8 protein-coding genes are annotated in these 19,760 nt (G+C 54.0%); all 8 read right to left on the minus strand.

The genetic code is table 11. The annotated features are described in order from the left end of the window. Positions 1-2,109 (minus strand): hypothetical protein, encoded by a 2,109-nt coding sequence (locus DK507_RS10830; protein ID WP_216822383.1) that lies wholly within the window; start codon positions 2,107-2,109, stop codon positions 1-3. A 5-nt stretch (positions 2,110-2,114) separates the two neighbouring features. Continuing rightward, complete coding sequence (locus DK507_RS10835; RefSeq protein ID WP_109356420.1) at positions 2,115-4,115, minus strand: heme-binding protein; 2,001 nt, start codon at positions 4,113-4,115, stop codon at positions 2,115-2,117. Beyond that, positions 4,115-5,515: a multiheme c-type cytochrome gene (locus DK507_RS10840; protein WP_109357627.1), complete on the minus strand. Its 1,401-nt coding sequence runs from the start codon at positions 5,513-5,515 to the stop codon at positions 4,115-4,117. The genes DK507_RS10835 and DK507_RS10840 overlap by 1 nt, the downstream gene beginning before the upstream one ends. A gap of 258 nt (positions 5,516-5,773) precedes the next feature. After that, positions 5,774-7,210 (minus strand): aldehyde dehydrogenase family protein, encoded by a 1,437-nt coding sequence (locus DK507_RS10845; protein WP_109356421.1) that lies wholly within the window; start codon positions 7,208-7,210, stop codon positions 5,774-5,776. An 11-nt stretch (positions 7,211-7,221) separates the two neighbouring features. After that, positions 7,222-8,868 carry an acetolactate synthase large subunit gene (locus tag DK507_RS10850; RefSeq protein WP_109356422.1) on the minus strand — a complete coding sequence of 549 codons (1,647 nt, stop codon included), beginning with the start codon at positions 8,866-8,868 and terminating at the stop codon, positions 7,222-7,224. Positions 8,869-9,035: 167 nt separating this feature from the next. Continuing rightward, on the minus strand, positions 9,036-9,998 hold the full coding sequence (locus tag DK507_RS10855) for a D-2-hydroxyacid dehydrogenase (protein ID WP_109356423.1): 963 nt from the start codon (positions 9,996-9,998) through the stop codon (positions 9,036-9,038). Next, a complete protein-coding gene (gene cysS, locus DK507_RS10860; protein ID WP_109356424.1) occupies positions 9,995-11,458 on the minus strand; it encodes a cysteine--tRNA ligase in 1,464 nt (487 codons plus the stop codon). The genes DK507_RS10855 and cysS overlap by 4 nt, the downstream gene beginning before the upstream one ends. Positions 11,459-11,503: 45 nt before the next feature. Continuing rightward, positions 11,504-19,741, minus strand: coding sequence for a hypothetical protein (locus DK507_RS10865; RefSeq protein ID WP_162559013.1), 8,238 nt, complete (start codon positions 19,739-19,741; stop codon positions 11,504-11,506). Positions 19,742-19,760: the final 19 nt, after the last annotated feature.

Genomic DNA, 19,760 nt, shown 5'->3' on the forward strand with positions numbered 1-19,760 from the left:
TCAGAAAGCCAGTATCGCGTTGAAGAGAATGGAATAATGGAAATCGCGCTTATCGGTTTGATCGAACAAGTCTTCAAAGCCTTTGCCGGGGAGCAGCGCCGCACCCGATAAGCGGAAAACTAAGTTCTGGTTGGCGTTGGGACGATAAATGGCTGCCGCTGACAAATCCCAGCCGATATCTTTAGGTATCGAGCCCTCGACACGCAGCGCTTCAAGGCTTTCCGTCTTGTGGAACCAAAGATGATTGGCATTGGCCGACAAACGAAAATCCGGCGTCAGGTCGGCATCAACGCCAACGCCCGCCAAAATCGTACCGGGGTTGTTGAAATTGCTCTGCCCCTGCTCCTTGGAAGACCGCAAGGAATTGAGGATACCGTTCCGGCCATTGATGCTGATTGCACGCCCGCCGCCTGCAAACGGGATGGTCTGCCGGATCCAGTAACTGGTATCAGCACCGGCAAAAATCGGGTTTTCAAAAATGGCATCAAACCCGGCTTCCGTATTATTATAGGGATTGCCGTCTCCACTGGCGAACAGGCCGGATGCCCGAAAGCGTAGGAAGTCGACATCATAGCTTGCTTCCGCCGCCGCGAAATAGGCAGCGATTTTGGCCGGTTCGCTGGTGAATATGCTGTTGCGATCTTCGCCGAAAGCACCATAAATCTGCCCGGTCACGTTAATTCGTCCGATCCGGCCATCCACCGCATAGCCGGGATAAACAACATCGTAGGCGCGGCCGCGCAAGTCGCCGATCAGGGCAGGGCGAACCGGAAAACCATTGTCGTCAATCTCGATATCGTTCTTTTCGCGGTTCATATTATAGGTGACGCTGAACTGGCTGGTCAGGCCGACAAAAGGTAAATCCTGACGATAGAGATTGGCGAAGAAAATATAGCTTTCGCGCGGCGTTTGGGTGATATCATTGAGGCCGCTGTTCGTGTCTTTTTCCAGCTGCACGAAGGCGCCAAGATTATATTGGATGCGGTTATTGTCACGCGTGCCGAACAGGCGGAAACCGAGTTGATTATCCTGAAACAGGAAGCCGCGGAAATCGGCCTGCATCGGCTGGATACCGATACGGAAGCTGTCAAAGTCATAACGCGCGGAAGTGTTACGGATATGATAGTCGAAAAACGCTTCCTGCACGCCGACAAACCAGTCGGTGCGGTTGGAGGTTTTTGAAGGTTCGACAAACAGCACGCGGCGTTCGGGAACATTCACATGGTTGATCTGCGTAGCAAGCGTCAGGCGGTACTCCACATCAGGTGGTTTGTAGGCAGTTGAGCCTTTGATCAGCGCGAAACCAGTGATGAAGGTTTGGGCGTAGACTTCGGAACCGGAGCGGCCGAAAACATCAATGCTATTGTCCCGCTCGGTTGTTTGCACACCGACCGGGATTGGGAAGCTGCGCGGCTCGATGACGGTGTCCGATATCGCGTTGACGACAAAGAACCAGTCATCGCCCTTCAGAAAGGACGGCTTTTTGTCCGCCGGGATCGGCTTGTCGCCTTTCAATACATTTTGCGCATATGGGTTGGACGTATTGCTGCAATTATTCTTCAGTGCGCCGAATACTTTATAGATCGACTGATCACCGCCTTTTTGCGGGCATAGGGTTTGCAATATCCGCCAGCGGTCGGGGACGGGAAATTCATCGGTCGGAAATGCTTCTGGCGGCGGCGCACTAACTGCGCCGGGATTATTCTGGGTAATGCGGTCTGGCAGTTCCTTGGGCACGCCGGGACGACGGCGACCATCGATTAACGCCTCATCGGCTTCCAAGCCGTCAAAATCCATTTCCAATTGTTCTGGCTGGGCGGCCTCGGGTTCTACGATTGCGGGATCTGTAGCTGGTGGTTCAGCCGTTTCGGCTGCGGCTTCTTCTTCGGGATCGGGTCCGCCGACGGCCATCAAGCCAGCGCCTGCATCTATTTCAGCAAGGTCAAAATCCGAATTCTCGACACGTATCCAATCAAACTGCTCGCTTGCCAGCAAAGCTGTGAGCGAGCTTTCCATTTCTTCAATGGAGAGGCGCTGAGCTTCCATCTGTTCGGCTTGACCCGACATCACCGTCATAATCGGCAGGAAAGAGGAGGATAATGCAGGCACTTTCTTTACAGTCCCTCGCAGACATTTTGGTCATCGGTGTCGAGAAACGGCGCAAACGGACAGTTTACATAGCGTAAACGGACCTGTGCATCGCCAAGATCAACCACGACATTGTCGGCGCGAATGGCTTTTGGCGCATTGCCAATGCCACCTACCCGCAGCCCGGCATTGTGCAGGCCAAGAAAGCTGATCATATCATCCTGGTCGATGCCATCTCCGGATACGCCGAGGCCGCCGACAAGCTGGTCACCACGATAGATCGGAACGCTGCCCGGGAAAATCTGGATGCCATTTTCAAGACGGTTCTGCCCTGCCGCGGCATCCGGCGTGTTGGTGCAGCGTTCCCCTGTGTCGGTTGCCGAAACGCCGGAAATGAAATTGAGATGGCCAGCAATATTACCGATGGTGAGCGCGACTTGCAGTCCGGTTGCAAATGGATTGAACTGGTCAATCGGTCGCGACAAGGGGCCATTGGGCCGCCCCAACTCGCCATCAGGGAAATAGGGGCGGGCCAGGTTGCCGCCGGACCGGTCGGCAAAGGCCACGGTTCCGGTGAGGGCGTTAGGATCATTTAAAAACGTACGCACGCGTCCAACAAAGGCAGCGACATCACCATCCGGATTACCCAAAAGGTCGGCCGCAGCAACACTGTTCGAAAAGAAGGACGCCGTTCGCGCTTTTTGTAACGATACATCGGTGCCGAAAATCGGTGCGTCGGGAGAACGGACAATGCCCAAAATCTCGCCATGAGTATCAACAATGGAAATTGAAACTTGTGCGCGGCTGTCCAATGGTTGCCGGATTTGCGCGCGAGCACGGCTCATGACGATAAAGGACTCTTCCAAAATTGCCCGGGTTTCTGCGGCCGTGAGCGGGGTTGCAACACTGGCACCGTCGGTTCCGGCTCGAATTGGAAAGCGATTGGTGCCGGTGCCGTCGGTCAAAACAAAGGCATCGCGGTTCTGAAACTCTGCGGCCGTTGATGCGCGGATGCCGGAACTTTCTGTGCCATAAGCCGAACCAGCGACGATGGTTCCATCGCTATAGCCAGTCACCGGGACCAGATTACCAGATGTACCGTTAATTGCGGCAAAATTACTTTGCAGCGGTGAGAGATCATCAACCACCATGTCACTGAAACGCAGCGACGTTCCGTCAACGGATATCCGGTTTGCAGTTATCGAAGCGGAGGGAGCAAAGCCCTGTATACCGGCCAGTGCTATTGCCTCTTCATCGTCGACATCGGTGTCGAGAATATTTGGGTCAAAGCCATAATCGCCATCGCCCATCACACCAATGGCACCGACCACGACACCGTTTTTGTAAAGTGGCAGGCCGCCCGGGTCCGCGGCAAGACCGATAGGAGAGCGTTTCGGGCCAATCAGCGCGCTGACTCCTCCGCCCGCACTGAAGCGCTGGTTCAGGTCGGAGCAGGGAAGTTGGCTGAATTGAACGCCAAACAACGGGCCACTTTCAAGGCCTGCGGTCGTTGGTGCTGGCGGAAAATGTTCCTGTACAATCTGGCTTGCTGTTCGGGTAGAAAAGGCATTTCCGGAACTCGACAGATAAGCGCCCGTGACGGCCTTGGCAATGGCCGCGGCTTCGGCCGGGAAAACCACACCCTGTGCGTCCATAGGTGTGGGATTGGGGCCTGTGGACGTCGATATGCTGGTAGTAGCCGTTGCGGCCGCGCCGTTCATACGAAAAACGGCCAGTACGTTGCCGACCCGATCGGTAACGGCGATAACCGAAGGCAGGTTGCGCGCAGTTGCTTCTCCGACGGCTTGCGCAATGATGGTTTGCACATCCGTAACGCTAAGCGATTCTTGGGCAGGAGGCGTAAATGCTCCACCGTTGCCATCAATTGGTGTTGGCGTTGGCGTGGGGGCAGGAGCTGGTGCAGGGGCTGGGTCTCCGCCAAAATCATTGCTGCCACCACCGCCACCGCAAGAGGTCAGGATCAAGGCAGCTGCCGAAATTGCAGTAGTGAAACGGATGTTCCGCATTATCGTAATGCCCTTATCGTTCTCACCGCACTGCCGAGCGCACGGCGGAATTGCAGCGGTTTATAGCTATTGGGATCATCGACAGCCTTATAGGCCACGTTGATCTGGCCGCGCAGGCTGGAGGCAGCAGACTCGCTGACCTGACCACCGTTCACCAATCCATTGAGCAACGTATCGATTGCCATCACGGCTTGTACGCTGCCTTCATAATCGGTGAAGCGCGGCGAGATTGCCTGTCCGGCGATGGTTTCCATGATCTGGAAGGTCTGATTTCGGCCAAAGCTGGCGCGAGAGAAGCGATCCGCCAAAGCCCGCGCGGTCTGACGCAGTCTGGCAGCAGCCTGGACAGCCGGTCCGCGGCCTTGGGTCATCGCCGCGTGGAAAGCCTTGGATCGGGATTCGAACTGCTCCGCCATATCCGGAGCTGCGACTTTAATGGCCGCACTCAGCATGATCATGTTTTCATCATTATAAGGCGGCATGCCCTCTGGAATGGGGCGACCGGGATTGTTGACGGACGTCGGACGTGCCGATGCTTCGTCATAGATGCGGCGGTGGCAGCTGTGACAATCGTAGAAATAGAATTCGGGGAAAATGCCTTCTTGTGCCAAGGCAGGTTTTGAAAAGAGGCTCAGTGAACGTTCTAATGCCATCGATTGTCCGACGGCCCAAAAACGCACTGCGTTAGTCTTTCCCTTGCGCCGGATGTAATCGACATCTTCGTCATGATGCTGCTGCAGGGTGGAGAAGAGGTCGAGTTCAAAGGAAATGCGGGGATGCCCCGCGGCCATGATCCGGTGATCGACAAACTGACCGCTTTTTGCGCTGCCAAAGTGACAATCAAGGCAATTGTCAGCGCGAACTTTGGGGTTGTCCAGCGGTTTCAATCCGAGCGAAACATTGCGGGCATGGTTGGCGCCAACGGCATAATGGGCCGAAAGCCAGCCGGAAGATGGGCCATGGCAGGCTTCACAGCCAACACCGTCGCTAAGCTGGAAGCGGGGGCCTTTTTTTGCTGCTGGTGTACTGTGACATCCAAGGCATTGCCGGGACGAGGATGCATCTTTTATCCCAAGCCGCTTGGCCATCGCAATGCTGCGGGGTTCGCGTAGCACACGAAAGGCGCGGCTATGGGCACCGCCCGGGGTGGACTCTTCCTGCCAGCGCATCAATTCGTCCTGCCGCACCACTTCGCCATCGGCTTCCTGGCGCCCATGGCATGTTGTGCCGCCGCAAGATGCGACACCCATGTGGGTCCCGCTCGCCAAATCCTGGGCAGCTTCAACCGGTGCCGGTGTTGCGATAGAAGATATGAACAGAGCTGCGCCAGCAAGCGCAAAACAGAATAGACTAGCGGCCAGCACGGACCAGCTACGTCTCCACGACAGATTCTTCCCCATTTGCATCGTTGCTTTTCCTGATCCGGAGATCAGGCCCCTCTGTAAGCTCGACGCGACCCAAGTCGTTAACTATGTAATACGCCCTCTATTATGCTTCATTGAAACCTCAATGCAACGGTAAAAAGCCTCGAATATGGCGGTATTTCTATGACTTGCATCACTTTTTTTGCTTTACCCACCATACAAACGTTGCCGATTTACCACTTTTGGTACTTTGATTGCCAGCCCGTCAATTCTGCTGCGATCTGATTCGATAGACTAGACTTTCCGCCGGATGACCAGATTGCGAATTTCCGTCATGTCCTCCATTGCGAACCTGATACCTTCCCGTCCAAGCCCGCTATCCTTGACACCGCCATAAGGCATATTGTCGACGCGATAGGATGATACGTCATTGATCACCACACCACCGACATCAAGCCGGTCCCAGGCATCTAGAGTCTTGAACAGATCACGGGTAAAGATACCTGCCTGCAGCCCGAATTTGCTGTCGTTCACTTCGTCCAGTGCTGCATTGAAATCGCTGAATTTTGAGAGCAGTGCCAATGGTCCAAAAGCTTCTTCGCGATTGGCCGCAGCATTGCGATCTACATTTTCCAGCAGAGTTGCCTCTAGCATATTGCCGGTTCGGTTGCCGCCGCAAAGTAACGTAGCACCGCCAGCAATGGCTTCATCAATCCAGCCGTGCAAACGTTTGGCTTCGCCTTCGGAAATCATCGGACCGATGAAGGTGTCACGGTCTTTGGGATCACCGGCAATAAGGGTTTTGGTTCTAGCGACAAGCATGTCCTTGAAAGTGTTGTAGACAGATTCATGGATTATGATCCGCTGCACACCGATGCAGCTTTGACCCGACTGATAGAACGCGCCGAAAATGATCCGCTCAAGGGCATCATCTAAGTCAGCATCATGATCGACAATGACCGCAGCATTGCCGCCCAGTTCTAGGATGACGGGTTTCTTGCCCGCCTTAGCTTTGAGATCCCAGCCCACACCAGGAGAGCCGGTAAAGGACAGCAGCTTCAGGCGTTCATCCACTGTGAACAGGTCTGCGCCGTCACGGCTAGCCGGCAAGATCGAAAAAGCGCCTTTGGGTAAATCGGTCTCGGCGAGAACCTCACCCATGATGATGGCACCCAGCGGCGTTTTTGATGCCGGCTTCATGACAAAAGGGCAGCCCACAGCAATAGCTGGTGCAATTTTATGTGCCGCCAAATTCAGCGGAAAGTTAAAAGGTGAAATAAAGCTGCACGGTCCAATCGGCACGCGCTTCCACATACCTTGATAGCCTTTGGCGCGCTCGGAAATGTCCAGCGGCTGGACTTCCCCATAGTTACGGACCGCCTCCTCGGCGGCTATCCGGAATGTATCGATCAGCCGACCGACTTCCCCTTCGGCATCCTTGATGGGTTTGCCTGCTTCAACACAAAGCGAATAAGCAAGTTCATCAAACCGTTCCTGAAAACGGGTGACGCAGTGCTGCAGCACATTTTGCCGTTCATAGCTCGCCATGCGCGCCATGGGTTCGGCGGCTTTGACTGCTCCGGCAATGGCTTCTTCAATAACATCCGGTGTCGCCAGCGCTGTCCGGAAAGCGACCTCGTTGGTAAACTTGTCCGTGACTTCCAGATCGGTATTCGGCTGGGCGGCTACGTTATTGAGATAAAGCGGATAAACGTCTTTGAGTTTTGTCATGGGCTATCCTCTTAAATCTTCGCGCTGAGTTCCTTGATCTCATTGTTGAGGATACGGTCATTATCCGAATAGTCCACCGGACAATCGATCAGATGCACGCCTTCGCTGTTCAGGCATTTGTCGATCGTTTCCTGCAAATTTTTCGCGCTGGTGATCCGGTGACCATGGGCGCCATAGCTTTCGGCATATTTAACAAAATCCGGATTGTCATAGGTCAGGCCCCAATCCTTGAAGCCCATATTGGCCTGCTTCCAGCGAATCATACCATAGCTGCTGTCATTCAGAATCAGCACGGTGATATTGAGCTTCAGCCGAACCGCTGTTTCCATCTCCTGACTGTTCATCATAAAGCCGCCATCGCCGCAAATTGCCATTACTTTGCGATCAGGATAGACCATCGCCGATGCCATGGCCGACGGCAGGCCGGCGCCCATGGTTGCCAGAGCGTTATCAAGCAACACGGTGTTCGCCTGACGAGCTTTGTAGTTGCGCGCAAACCAGATTTTATAAACGCCATTGTCGAGGCAGATTATACCATCGGCAGGCATTTGTTCGCGAATGACCTTCACAAGATGCGGTGGATAAATCGGGCAACGCATGTCGTCGTCCATCGTTGCCGTATGCTCTTCTTCAGCCGCCCGTGCTTTGTACATGTGATCAAAATTCCAAGAGCCGGAAGGAACAATATCTTCCTTCATCTGCCAAATGGCGTTGCCAATGTCGCCAATAACTTCGATTTGTGGGAAATAGACCGGGTCAACTTCCGCTGTGTTCATTGAGACGTGAATAACTTCGGTGCCGCCGTCTTTCATGAAGAAAGGCGGTTTCTCGATTACGTCATGGCCAACATTGATGATCAGGTCGGCGGATTCAATCGCGCTATGCACGAAATCATTTGCGGACAAAGCGGCACAGCCCATAAATTCCTTATTTGTTTCATCGACCACGCCTTTACCCAATTGCGTTGTGACAAAGGGAATGCCGGTTTTCTCGATAAACTGGGTCAGCATCCGGCCGGTGGTGGTGCGGTTGGCTCCGCCGCCAATAACGAGGATGGGAGACTTAGCGCTCTCAATCTTTTTGGTTGCTGCGCGCACCGCTTTGGCTTCGGCAATCGGACGGCGCGAGAGGCTGGGTTTGATCGGAACCGAATCGGTCTGCTCGTCCGCGACATCTTCTGGAAACTCGATATGGGACGCGCCGGGTTTTTCTTCCTCGGCCAAACGGATCGCTTCACGCACACGGCTAGGGATATTGTCGGCCGAGGCAAGTTGATGTGTGAACTTTGTAATCGGCCCCATCATGTCGACGACATCGAGAATCTGGAAACGGCCTTGCTTGGATTTCTTGATCGGTTTCTGGCCGGTTACCATCAGGATCGGCATGCCGCCAAGCTGTGCATAGGCGGCTGCGGTAACCAGATTGGTCGCACCGGGGCCGAGAGTTGCCATGCAAACCCCGGTTTTACCTGTATGCCGAGCATAGGTAGCAGCCATGAAGCCAGCGCCTTGTTCATGCCGGGTCAGGATCAATTCAATTTTCTTGGAGCGGGACAGGCTGTCCAGCATGTCGAGATTTTCTTCGCCGGGAACGCCGAAAAGATATTCTACGCCTTCATTTTCAAGACATTGGACGAATAAATCAGATGCTTTGGTCATGTGGGTCCTTCCCTGATCGGCATGATCAGTATTTGCTCAAGATTATGGCAACGACCCCGGAATGATTTTCCCCCTCCAGAAAAAGACTCATTCCTACCCCTATGCTGTTGGTTGATAAGTCAAATTTTTATGTAAGTCACGTATCAATCGAAAATTTAATAAACAGCTCAATAACCGCGATCAAGATCGGCCACTGCGATCATATCATCGCCCTCCCGATAGCGTACCAGATTTTCGACAAAACGGGCGGCAGCGCGTTGAAACATGCGGGTTTGGGCGACACCGGAAACGTGCATCGTGATGAAGCAGTTATCTGCTGTCCACAACGGATCACCTTTCGGCAGCGGTTCAGGATCGGTGACATCCAGCATCGCGCCACCGATGACCTTGTCGTTCAGCGCCTCTACCAGCGCCGGTTGATCTACCAGTGACCCGCGTGCGACATTGATTAGCCAGGCTGACGGTTTCATCGCGGCAAATTCATCCGCGCCTAGCAGTTTCTGCGTTTCTGTGGTCGCAGGCGCGGAGACGATTACCCAGTCAAACTCCCCGAGCCGAGCCTGCCAGTCACCGGTGCCGATAACTTCTGTTCCCAATCCGGCGGGATCATCACTGGCGGTTCTTCGGACGGCGGTGACATCCATTTCGAAACCAGACAGTTTTTTCGCAACCTGCTGGCCGATACCGCCATAACCGATGATCAGGGCTTTGCCGTCCGTCAGTTCAGCGGTGCCCGGTGCCTGTTCGGGCCATTCCTGCTGATCCTGAAGTTCCAGCAATTTGTCGGTCCGTTTGGCCGCGGACAACATGCCCATGACCACAAATTCGGCGATGGGGGAGCTGTTCAATCCTGCCCCGTTGGTAACAACCGTGCCCTGCTGTTTGAGTTGATCGAGCGGAAAATGCTCAACCCCGGCATAGATGCTGTTGAGCCATTTCAAGTTGGTCGCCGCACCTAGTACCTGCGCCATCTTTTCCTTGTCATACATGTCGAACCAGCCGATTTCGGCATGCGGTGCAATCTCCATGGCTTCCTCGGTACTGGTGAACCAGGTAACATCAAGATCACCACAATGAGGTTCGACCAGGGGACGAACGAGAGACGCCATAGCAGCTATTGGTTTGCTCATATCGAAATGCTCCATTCCCAGCGTAGCGGATCGCCATCCATCAGTTCCACACCCTGCGCCGTCAGTTCATCGCGGATTGCATCGGCTGCTGCAAAATCCTTTTCCGCCTTGGCCTGTTGTCGCAGGTCCAGTTGCCGTTCTATCTCTTCTTCAGAAATTGCCACCTGTTCCGGTTTAACACGCAAATTTTCTCGCGTTAGCGTTTCTAGTTGCAGACCAAATATAGCATCCATCTCTTTCAGCAGCTCAAACCGCTGGTGGGCGTTGATTTTTTTCAATCCCAAAAGTTCCTCGAGCAACGGAATAGCTTTGGCGCTGTTCAAATCATCTGCCATTGCAGCCCATAGTTGGTCACGCAGTTCCGTAACTTTTGGGTGCTCACGATCATTGGCGGCTGAGGCATCAGTTTTTTCAAGGCGAGTTTTTAGGTTCTCGACACCGATGATCATGCGTTTCAACCTTGTCAGTGCCGCAACCAGATTGTCCCAGGTAAATTCCAGCTCGCTACGATAATGGGCCTGCAAACACATCAAACGGTAGGCGAGGGGATGAATACCCTTGTCGATCAGGACCTGCAGTCGCAAGAAGTCGCCGCTTGATTTCGACATTTTCCCGGCACGGTCGATCAGGAAGTTGTTGTGCATCCAGATATTTGCGCCACTATGTTCGGAACAGTTGTGGGCCTGGTTCTGGGCAATTTCATTGGGATGGTGAATTTCACGGTGATCAATACCGCCGGTATGAATGTCAAAAGTCTCACCCAGATATTTCATGCTCATCTGCGAACATTCCAGATGCCATCCCGGAGCACCTTTGCCCCATGGACTATCCCATTCCATCTGACGGGTTTCTCCGGCGGGTGTCTTGCGCCAAATTGCAAAATCCTGTGGATGCCGTTTGCCTTCAACCGTTTCGATGCGACCTTCTACATCGTCGCTTTGAGTGCCCGCTAACCGACCATAGTCCGGCACAGTGCTGGTATCAAAATACAGACCGCTTTCCAGTTCGTAGCAGTGTTTGTCGGCAATGCCTTTTGCAAAGTCGATCATCTCTTCCACATGATCGGTGGCAATGGACCATTTAGCCGGCTGGCGAATGTTTAACCGTTCAATGTCCCACCAGTAAGCATCGGTGTAATATTTGGCGATATCCCATGCTGATTTTCCTGATGATGCAGCCGCCTTTTCCATCTTGTCATCACCGACATCAGCGTCGGAGGTCAAATGACCGACATCGGTGATGTTGATGATATGCGTCAGTTTTAGGCCGGTGGCGCTTAAGGTTCGGCCCAATAGATCCGCAAAAATATAGGCACGCATATTTCCGATATGCTGATAGTTGTAGACTGTCGGCCCACAGGTATAGACGCGGGCTTCGCCTTCATGAACCGGCGTAAACGGTTCGAGCTCGCGGGTGAGGCTGTTGAACAGCTTCAAGGTATGGTTGGTAGTGTCATTCATATCCACCGCCTAGTGGTTTGGGATATAAAAGGTCAACCGGTCAATTCACTCGGCAGGTTCAAGCGCGTTTTCTTCCTCCGGACCGCCCTGACCACAATTTTCATCACCTTCAGCGCATTCGGTATTTTCTTCTTCCCCGGCCGCTCCGTCGGTAACCCACAGATCGTCGTTGCCCGCTCCGGTTACCGGCTCATCAATCAACGGATCATCGATATATTCTTCATTTTCCTTGATCTCGATGAGATTGGTCTCAAACGGATCGCTGACAACCGAACCATCTTCCATTGGCGTTACCTCTTCTTCGATCACATCCCTTACAGGATCATCAATTTCTGGCTCTGGTGTTGGGGTCGGAGTAGGTGTGGGTGTCGGAGGTGGAGGGGCACCACAGCTAGCTGGATCAAGGATGACACAGCCATTTATGGTCGAAAAGTCATCAAAGGTGACGGCGACATCTGTCTCCAACAATCCGTCTATCCCGGTTCGTCCACTAACAATGCCATTGATCACGATATTGGCGTTACTCCCGGCGCTGAGGCCATTGATGGTGAGTGTATCCACCGTGAAACCACGGCGTTCATCAAAAGACACGCCAGGAACGGTATTTTGTATGAACAGGTCACCATCGACAACAAATTCTGCAATACCTCCACGGATCAGCCCGTCGTTGATGTTCAGGCCATCACTATTCTCCAGCCTCAGATCGACGGCACTAACATCCAGCCCGGCGATATCGGCAAAGGCCTGATCTGTCATGGCGTAGATATTCTGGGCGGTCAGGGTCATCAACCCGATCCCGCCGAAGCCACCATTGGCGTCGGTAATCTGAATCAGTCCGCCATTGGCGTTGATTCTCAGATCGTCCAACGACGTCATGTTCAGGGTTGTACCAGCGGATGCGTTGGTGACGTTGAGATTGCCATCAACCCGCGTCGATTGACCGGAATCAATGGTTAGCGTTCCGGAGAAACCGATATTGGCGTTCTGCGGCCCACTCACATTGCTACCGGTTTGGACGGTCAGATCCTGAATGATGAGATCGGGCGTCGTGTTGCCGGTTGCTCCGACAAAGATCGTCAGATCCTGATTGGACTGAATACGAGAGAATTCGAAATTATCGAGTGTGTAGCCGCCAAGATCGGTTGCGCCGCCCAAAAGCACTTGATTGATACCATTGCTCTCAATGAAAATATCATTGGTCTGTTCAAACTCACCCAATTGACCGGTGGAACCGATATTAATATCCGCGGACGAGACGTCGATTGTCGTCCCGGTGGCGAGAGCCTGAATGTCCACCAGATTGCCTGCGGTGATCGTCAGGGCGTTGGCAGCATTGACAGTATCATTAATCGCAACGTCGATGGCTGCCGTGATATCAATATTACCATTGGCACTAACAACCGCCTGACTACTGATCCCGGCAGGCGACGTTCCAGCACCGCTGGGGATGATGATTAACTCGTTCAATTCCGCACTACCCGCCAGGCTGGTGAGCAGAATGTTACCTGTTGCATTGGCATCATCGACTACGAGATTGCCTCTGGCAACAATGTCTATGTTCCCGGCATTAGCGGTAGCAATGACTCTCATCGCCCCGTCGGACCGGAGGAACACATTATTGCCGCTTGCTCTCAGAGTATTGTCAACCAGCGCGTTGTTTCGAACAGCAACATCGCCGTCGGAAGACAGCAGCACGGCCGAACCACCGATCAGCTCTCCAATTTCAACGCCCAAATCAGCATCAAAATTGCTGTTAAAGGCTTCTGCGCGTGTGACATCGATAAGCCCATCAACAAATACCCGGAGTGAACTGGCAGCGACGGTTTCAGCCGTAAAGTTACCATCGGCCCGGACACTGATAAAGGAATCGGATGTTACATTGCCAAACATAACGGAACCGAGCGCCCGCAAGTCCAGTCCAGAAGGTATTTTGCTGGTCACATCAACATCACCGAAAATGATGTCGCCCGAGGCGAAGAAATCCCCGGTGCGCGAAATATCCAGATCGCCGCCGATATTGATGTCGCCGTCCAGAGCGCGGATACGCAAACCTTCGGTAAACCGGATGTCACCATTGTCGCCCGTATCAGCACCGCCCAATGTAACCGAATTGCCCTCCAGGAATGTTTCGTTGCCCGAAATAACATTGCCAATAGATAGACTACCTGTGCCTACAACTCTGACGGTTGTACCGGCGGCCAGCACATCACCGGTAATATCGCTGCCGCTGAGATCGAGCATGTTACCGGCATCCACTGATCCGAAGTCAATGAAATCGCCAGAAGATAGTGTTATGTCGACACCAGCATCGATGTTTCCGACGGTTATATCGCCGCCATTGATATCAATATTCTGTGCACCAGATGTGGATCCCAGGAAGATCGATCCCGGCGCGTCCAAAATTATGTTGCTGTCAGGAACATTGATCTGATCAAAGCTGAAATCACCACCGGCGTCATAATTCACGTCACCGGCGCCGACAGTCAATATGCCAACATTCATGCTATCAGGAACGGAGTAAAACCCTTCCAGGACATCGCCGCGGTCCTCGACCGTGGTCAGTTCACCACCCGTGTCGATGGCGGCCGCCGAGATGCTGCCGCCGACAGTAATGCCAATATCGTTGCCGCTGTTAAGTGAACCCGAACCAAGCAGGCTACCTGCCGCATCAATGCCCAGAAAATCGCTGGTCAGTTCGGCATCGCGCAGGTCCACATCACCTTCGGTGCTGTTCACAAATATTACATCACTGGCAATGAAACGTGACGGAACGCCGTTGGCACCCATCACAATATCACGGCGGGTAGATACGAGTATGCTGTTGGCGATAATATCACCATTCTCGATGATCGCCTGGATTGGAACGCCAGCCTGACCGATTTGAACGATATTGTCAGCTGCCAGAGCGCCAAGGCATAAATTGCCCTCCACGCAGCCCGCGCTCAGCAGGCCATTATCATCAGACTGGCCATTAATGGCTATCATAGCGTTGGAAGGCGCATTGTTGATGTCAGCGCTGATCGAGCCTGCGGAAATCGTGCCGCCCAAGCCATCTATGGCATTTGCCGTCATCACAACTGCAAAATCATTGGCATTGATGTTACCGGCGGCAATGATCGAAGCAATCGGGGTTTGCGGTGTACTCAGCAGAGGAATTCCCATGCCAATATCACCAGCCAGCAATAGCAGGTTATTTTCGCTCAAAAACGGGATAGAGGGGTCCACCGTTTCCACAGGATCGTTGGCTGCGGCGATACTTGCACCGGATTGAACGATTATGTCGTCCCCGGTACGCACCAAAAGAAGATTGTCGGAAACAAGATTTGTGCCGGTCTGGAAGACTGCATTGCCCCCCGATTCAATCCGAACGGCACCGGATGACGAAATGTCTCCTGCGAATGTTGCGTTAAAGAGCGGATCAAATTGCGGGAAGCTTGGATCTTCGTTGCTTCCGGCCCGGACATAAATGCCATTCGAGACCAATATACCGGTACTGAAAACAGAAGTCTCTGCCGGCCCGGTTACAGAGGCATTGTTAAGCATAACATTTTGCCCGGCGGAAAGATCAATATTGTCGAAAGCCCTTAGGTCGGCGGCCGACGCATTGGCCTCTGCGCGAATGGTGATCGCTGCATCCGAATTAATAATGGACCCCGTCATGGCATCAAAGTCGCTTTGCGCCCGCGCGTCAAAGCTGTCGGCAACGTCAATAGATGTTGTTGCGGGCACTGTGTTATTTGTGTGGGAAACGAGAATGGACGCGCCGCTCAGAACATCCATCAAGCCGCCAACCACCAGTTGGCCGCTCCCATCATAAGCAAATTCAGCATTTCCGGCCACGTCGACAAAGACGTCACCTGTGACTGTGATTGGCCCGCTATTTCCAGACATGAAGAACCCACTGGCTGGGGCTGCTCCCGCCAGCGCTTCAGCGGTCAGGGACGCAAGGGTGATCAAACCGGCTGGATCGGTTGACGTGTCTATGATTTCAATACGGCCGCCAATACCACTTGGGAAGCCACTGTCACCGGAGTTAAACCCGTTTGCGACCATGTTGACATTGCCCAGAGTTATAATGCCCGGGCTGCCTTCTTGTACTTCTATTGCTGATGTACCGCCTGCACCCATACCGCCAATACCGGCTGCACCACCTGTACCGTTGAAAGTACCGCCGGCTGCACCGGCGTCGCCGCCAAAGCCAGCTGCGGTAATAGTAACGTCATTACCGGTCAGTGAGCCGCCTTGAGCGAGCAAGCGCGCAGTCCCGCCGGTTCCCTGGCCAGCATCACCACCATCTCCTGAAGCAGCGCTATAGGAGTAGCCACCAGTCCCGCCCTGTCCACCGGTCCCGGTGCTGGATAGCGTGAAGGGCGCACCGCCGTTGACCTCATAGTTGGCGCCGGTACGAACGGCAATTTCGACCGTGCCACCTGTGGCCGAGCCGCCGTTCCCACCATCGCCGCCATCGGCGAGAAATTCGTCAAAGCCGCCGCCTCCGGTGCCGCCGAAAGCATCGCTATTGGTGACTGGTGATCCGCCGATAGTGGTCAACATTCCGCCAGCGCCAACGATTTCCAACCGAGCGACGCCGCCTTGGGCATCGCCGCCATTTCCGCCATTTCCGCCAATACCGTCGCTTCTGCCGCCGGTTCCACCGGTTCCGTTGGACAAGATTGTCGGTTGGTTGAGCTGCACCGCCACATTATTGATATTCAGCGTGGAAACACCGCCGATACCATCGCCCGCGTTACCGCCGGTCAGACCTTCACCGCCATCACCACCTGTTCCGCTGCTGTCGATTATATAAACCGGATTGGTGGCGTCATCCTGATTCAGGTTTATGGTTGCAAGGCCACCGGTACCTGTACCGCCATCGCCGCCGCTTGCGGCTGCCTCTCCAACGGTAACTCCTCTGCTATCGCCGCCATCGCTGCCGATACCCAGCGACTGAACGGTCAACTGGTTGAAGCTGATGGTGCCGGTCGTGTTGTTGAATGTTGCGCTACCGCCTGTCCCGCTGCCGCCATTTCCGCCAGCACCGCCAGGGATATCCATTCCGTTAATGTTATCTGAGTCAGCCGAGCCGCCTTCGCCGCCATAGCCGTCGGTGCTGACAAGCACTTCCTGGGCATTGACGACTGAAGTGCCGTCCAGGTTGAAAGTTGCTGTCCCGCCGATGCCGGCACCGCCGTCGCCGCCGCCTGTGCCACGACCCCTGCCGCCATCGCCCCTGATCGACGTGAAGGAGGTGAAGCGAACCGCATTACCTAATGCATCCACCCTGATCTGGTTGACGTTCAGTGTTCCTGATGTGGCATTGAAGGTAGCATTGCCACCGATACCCATTCCGCCATTGCCGCCATTATTGCCATTGTCGCTATCGCCAAAGCCGCCGTCTCCGCCGAGCCCGCTTGCGGTAATCGTCAAGCTATTAACGGTGGCATTGCTGCCATCGAGGTTGACGATGACATCGCCACCCGTTCCGGTGCCACCTGATCCGGCAGTACTGCCGACATTGTCGCCACCCGGTCCGCCAGAGCCGTCGCTGCTGACTGAAATGTCATCGGCGACAAATGTACCGTTTAAAAGATCGATCGTTGTTGTTCCGCCTATACCGGAGCCACCATCGCCTTTGGGAAATCCTCCAAATCCCGCCTCCTCATCAAAAAAAACCCTGCCGTCAGTGCTGAATGAAAGATCAGTCAGTGTCATGGAGGCCGCATCACCGTCCACCAACAGTCTGATCGTTCCGCCAATTCCGTTTCCAAGATCTGCGTCGCCCAGACCATTTGCCGATGCGCTAAGGCGTCCAGTGAAGTTGATCGACGAATTATCTGCAGAGATCAGTATGTTGCCGCCGCGTCCGTTTACAGCAGTTGGCGAGGCGGGGCCAGAAAAGTCAAATATTTGGGCATTTGCAAAAAGGTCTCCATTTCGACCGGTCAGAACGCCGCTATTGCGAGAAATAACATTGATGTTCCCGCCGGACAGGGTTGTGCCGTCATCAAAGCTGCTCGTGGCGAATAACTGCAGGGTATCAAAACTGACCGTGCTGCCATCGGCAATCAGATCAATCGAGCCTTCAATATCGGCAAAGATTCCTCCAGCGACCAGCAGTCCGGTACCTGCACCCGTACCAGTGCCGACCGCCGATATGGTGGAAGAGGGGGTAGCAGCATCACCAACCTGTTTGTCGCTGGTGCCGGTGCTCAGGTTTATATTGTTATTAATCGTCAAAGACGTGCCGGCACCGCTGACCGAAATATTGGCCATTGGCCGATTGGCGATTCCATTTACAATTTCACCGGCCGCATTAACGGATTCCCTGCTTTCCGCAGAGGATGTGGAAGACAGCGAATTAAATGTGTGATCTCCCCCGGTGATGGCAATATTTACATTACCTGCAATGCCGTCATTACTCTGGCTTACGGTTCCGTCACTGCCACTCGTGGCGCGCGCGTCGGTATTGATGGAGATGTCGCCGGCAGCCATCGTCCCGCCTTGCAGATTGAGGGAAAAGTTACCCGCAATACCGTCGTTGCCGACGCTGCCCACGCCATTACCACCCATTTTTCCGCTGCCGGTACTTCTGGCTTCTGTATCGAATGTGACAGCACCTAAAAGGCTTATACTGCTGGTGTTATCAGCAAGATTCACGGTGATATTGCCGCCTTGGGAAAGACCGTTAAATTCTTCCCCTTTGCCGCCCTGTGCGTCGGTTAAGAACTCCGATGAACCGCCAACCTGTAAACGGCCACCGTTTGATACGTTGACGGAGATGTCGCCGCCAATCGCGTCCTCACCAATTCCGGTTCCTCCGTTGTTACGGACCGTAAAGAAATCGTCGGCCCCCATTGCACCTGTATCGACGATAAGATTTCCGCCTATATCAATCTCGCCGATACCGTCGGGGCTTGTCGGATCGTTAATGGCAACAAGGTTTATTGCCCCACCATTCGCCGCAGAACCGGCGCGCAGATTCGCATTGCCGGCAACACGGAAAACACCGCCTTCATCAGCCCCGATGTTAATTTCCGTGCCCGCAGTAAGATCGAGATCATAACGGTCACCGGATGCGGCGCTTTGAATATCGATGCCGGTACTTGTCGATATTCCATTAATGGCACCGCTTGCGGTCGCGGACACGTCTGCCGAAAAATCACCGCCTGTAAACTCTATATTGCCCGCTAAATTAGTGACCGGGTTGTCGGCGACCACCACTTGTGCGTTGCTGGTGGGCCCTTGCACAGAAACATCATATCCGGCGCTCAGGACGACCTGGCCATTGATTATACTCGCCGTTGCTGCGGGTCGATATCCGACTTGCCCGCCGACCAGCATTGTAATTGCGGCATTTTTGGGCACAGCAACCATGTAGATGGCCTGCGCATCACGGTTTGCCTCATTGACAAACATTGTGGTTGGATCGTCGTCTATGGGTATGGAGGAATCGCCGGTGGTCGTTCCTGTGTGAACAATACCGTTGCCATTGGTGGTCCCCACCGTGACGGTGATATCGAATAACCCATTGTTGATCGTCAGATCGGCTTGCTCGGCAGCGACATAGGCGGCTGAGCCAGCGACGTCGACAGTGCCGCCCTGAACGACACGAGGTGCGACAAGGGCCACATAGTCGCTAACATTTGAAAATGCGGTATTGGCATTGATGGTCGCTGAATCGGCGATGCTGACGACCGAGGAACTATTCGCGACTCCGTTGAAGCGGATTTCACCCGTGGGACCGAACAGACCGCCGGTGGTATCGATATCATTGGCGGTCAGAACCAGACTACCGACGTTAAAGGCGGATCCGGCACCAGCGATAATGCCGCCGGGGCTATAGAACCATGCACTGCCACCCTGAGTGCCGTTCACGCGAGTATTTACTGTGCCGTTAAACTGGATCGGACGAAATTCGCCTGCCAAGCTGGGTGTCGGCAAGATGCGGTTCAGGACCGTAAAATCTGTTGCATTGTTGAACGTAATGGACCTCATCGACGGGAGAATGTCGATTGGCGTGTTGGTCGTGTCCAACGTGGCGGTATCGAGAGGTGCCCAATTGATAATCGCTTCAGAGCCGGAAATAAAAACATTGTCGGTATTGGGCCCAGGTGACCAGCTGTCGCCAGGGTTAAAGGTGGGTGTGGCCTGAAAGGAACGATTGGGATCAAGGGCCTGAGCCTGGGCCGTTTGTCCCAAAGTTGCCAGGGCCACAGCGGCGGCGGTGAAAGATCCGCCAGCGAGCAGTTTGAGCTTGCTGATCGCGGATCTGTTTTTATCCATAGCGTTGCCGGTTTTCCGA

It is taken from the genome of Sphingorhabdus sp. EL138 (assembly GCF_900258045.1).
In the GTDB taxonomy this organism is placed as follows: domain Bacteria; phylum Pseudomonadota; class Alphaproteobacteria; order Sphingomonadales; family Sphingomonadaceae; genus Parasphingorhabdus.

Bases quoted from the DNA above. Each gene is read 5' to 3' on its own strand.
- DK507_RS10835 (WP_109356420.1), bottom strand. From the start codon at position 4,115: ATGCGGAACATCCGTTTCACTACTGCAATTTCGGCAGCTGCCTTGATC.
- DK507_RS10840 (WP_109357627.1), bottom strand. From the start codon at position 5,515: ATGGGGAAGAATCTGTCGTGGAGACGTAGCTGGTCCGTGCTGGCCGCT.
- DK507_RS10845 (WP_109356421.1), bottom strand. From the start codon at position 7,210: ATGACAAAACTCAAAGACGTTTATCCGCTTTATCTCAATAACGTAGCC.
- DK507_RS10850 (WP_109356422.1), bottom strand. From the start codon at position 8,868: ATGACCAAAGCATCTGATTTATTCGTCCAATGTCTTGAAAATGAAGGC.
- DK507_RS10855 (WP_109356423.1), bottom strand. From the start codon at position 9,998: ATGAGCAAACCAATAGCTGCTATGGCGTCTCTCGTTCGTCCCCTGGTC.
- cysS (WP_109356424.1), bottom strand. From the start codon at position 11,458: ATGAATGACACTACCAACCATACCTTGAAGCTGTTCAACAGCCTCACC.
- DK507_RS10865 (WP_162559013.1), bottom strand. From the start codon at position 19,741: ATGGATAAAAACAGATCCGCGATCAGCAAGCTCAAACTGCTCGCTGGC.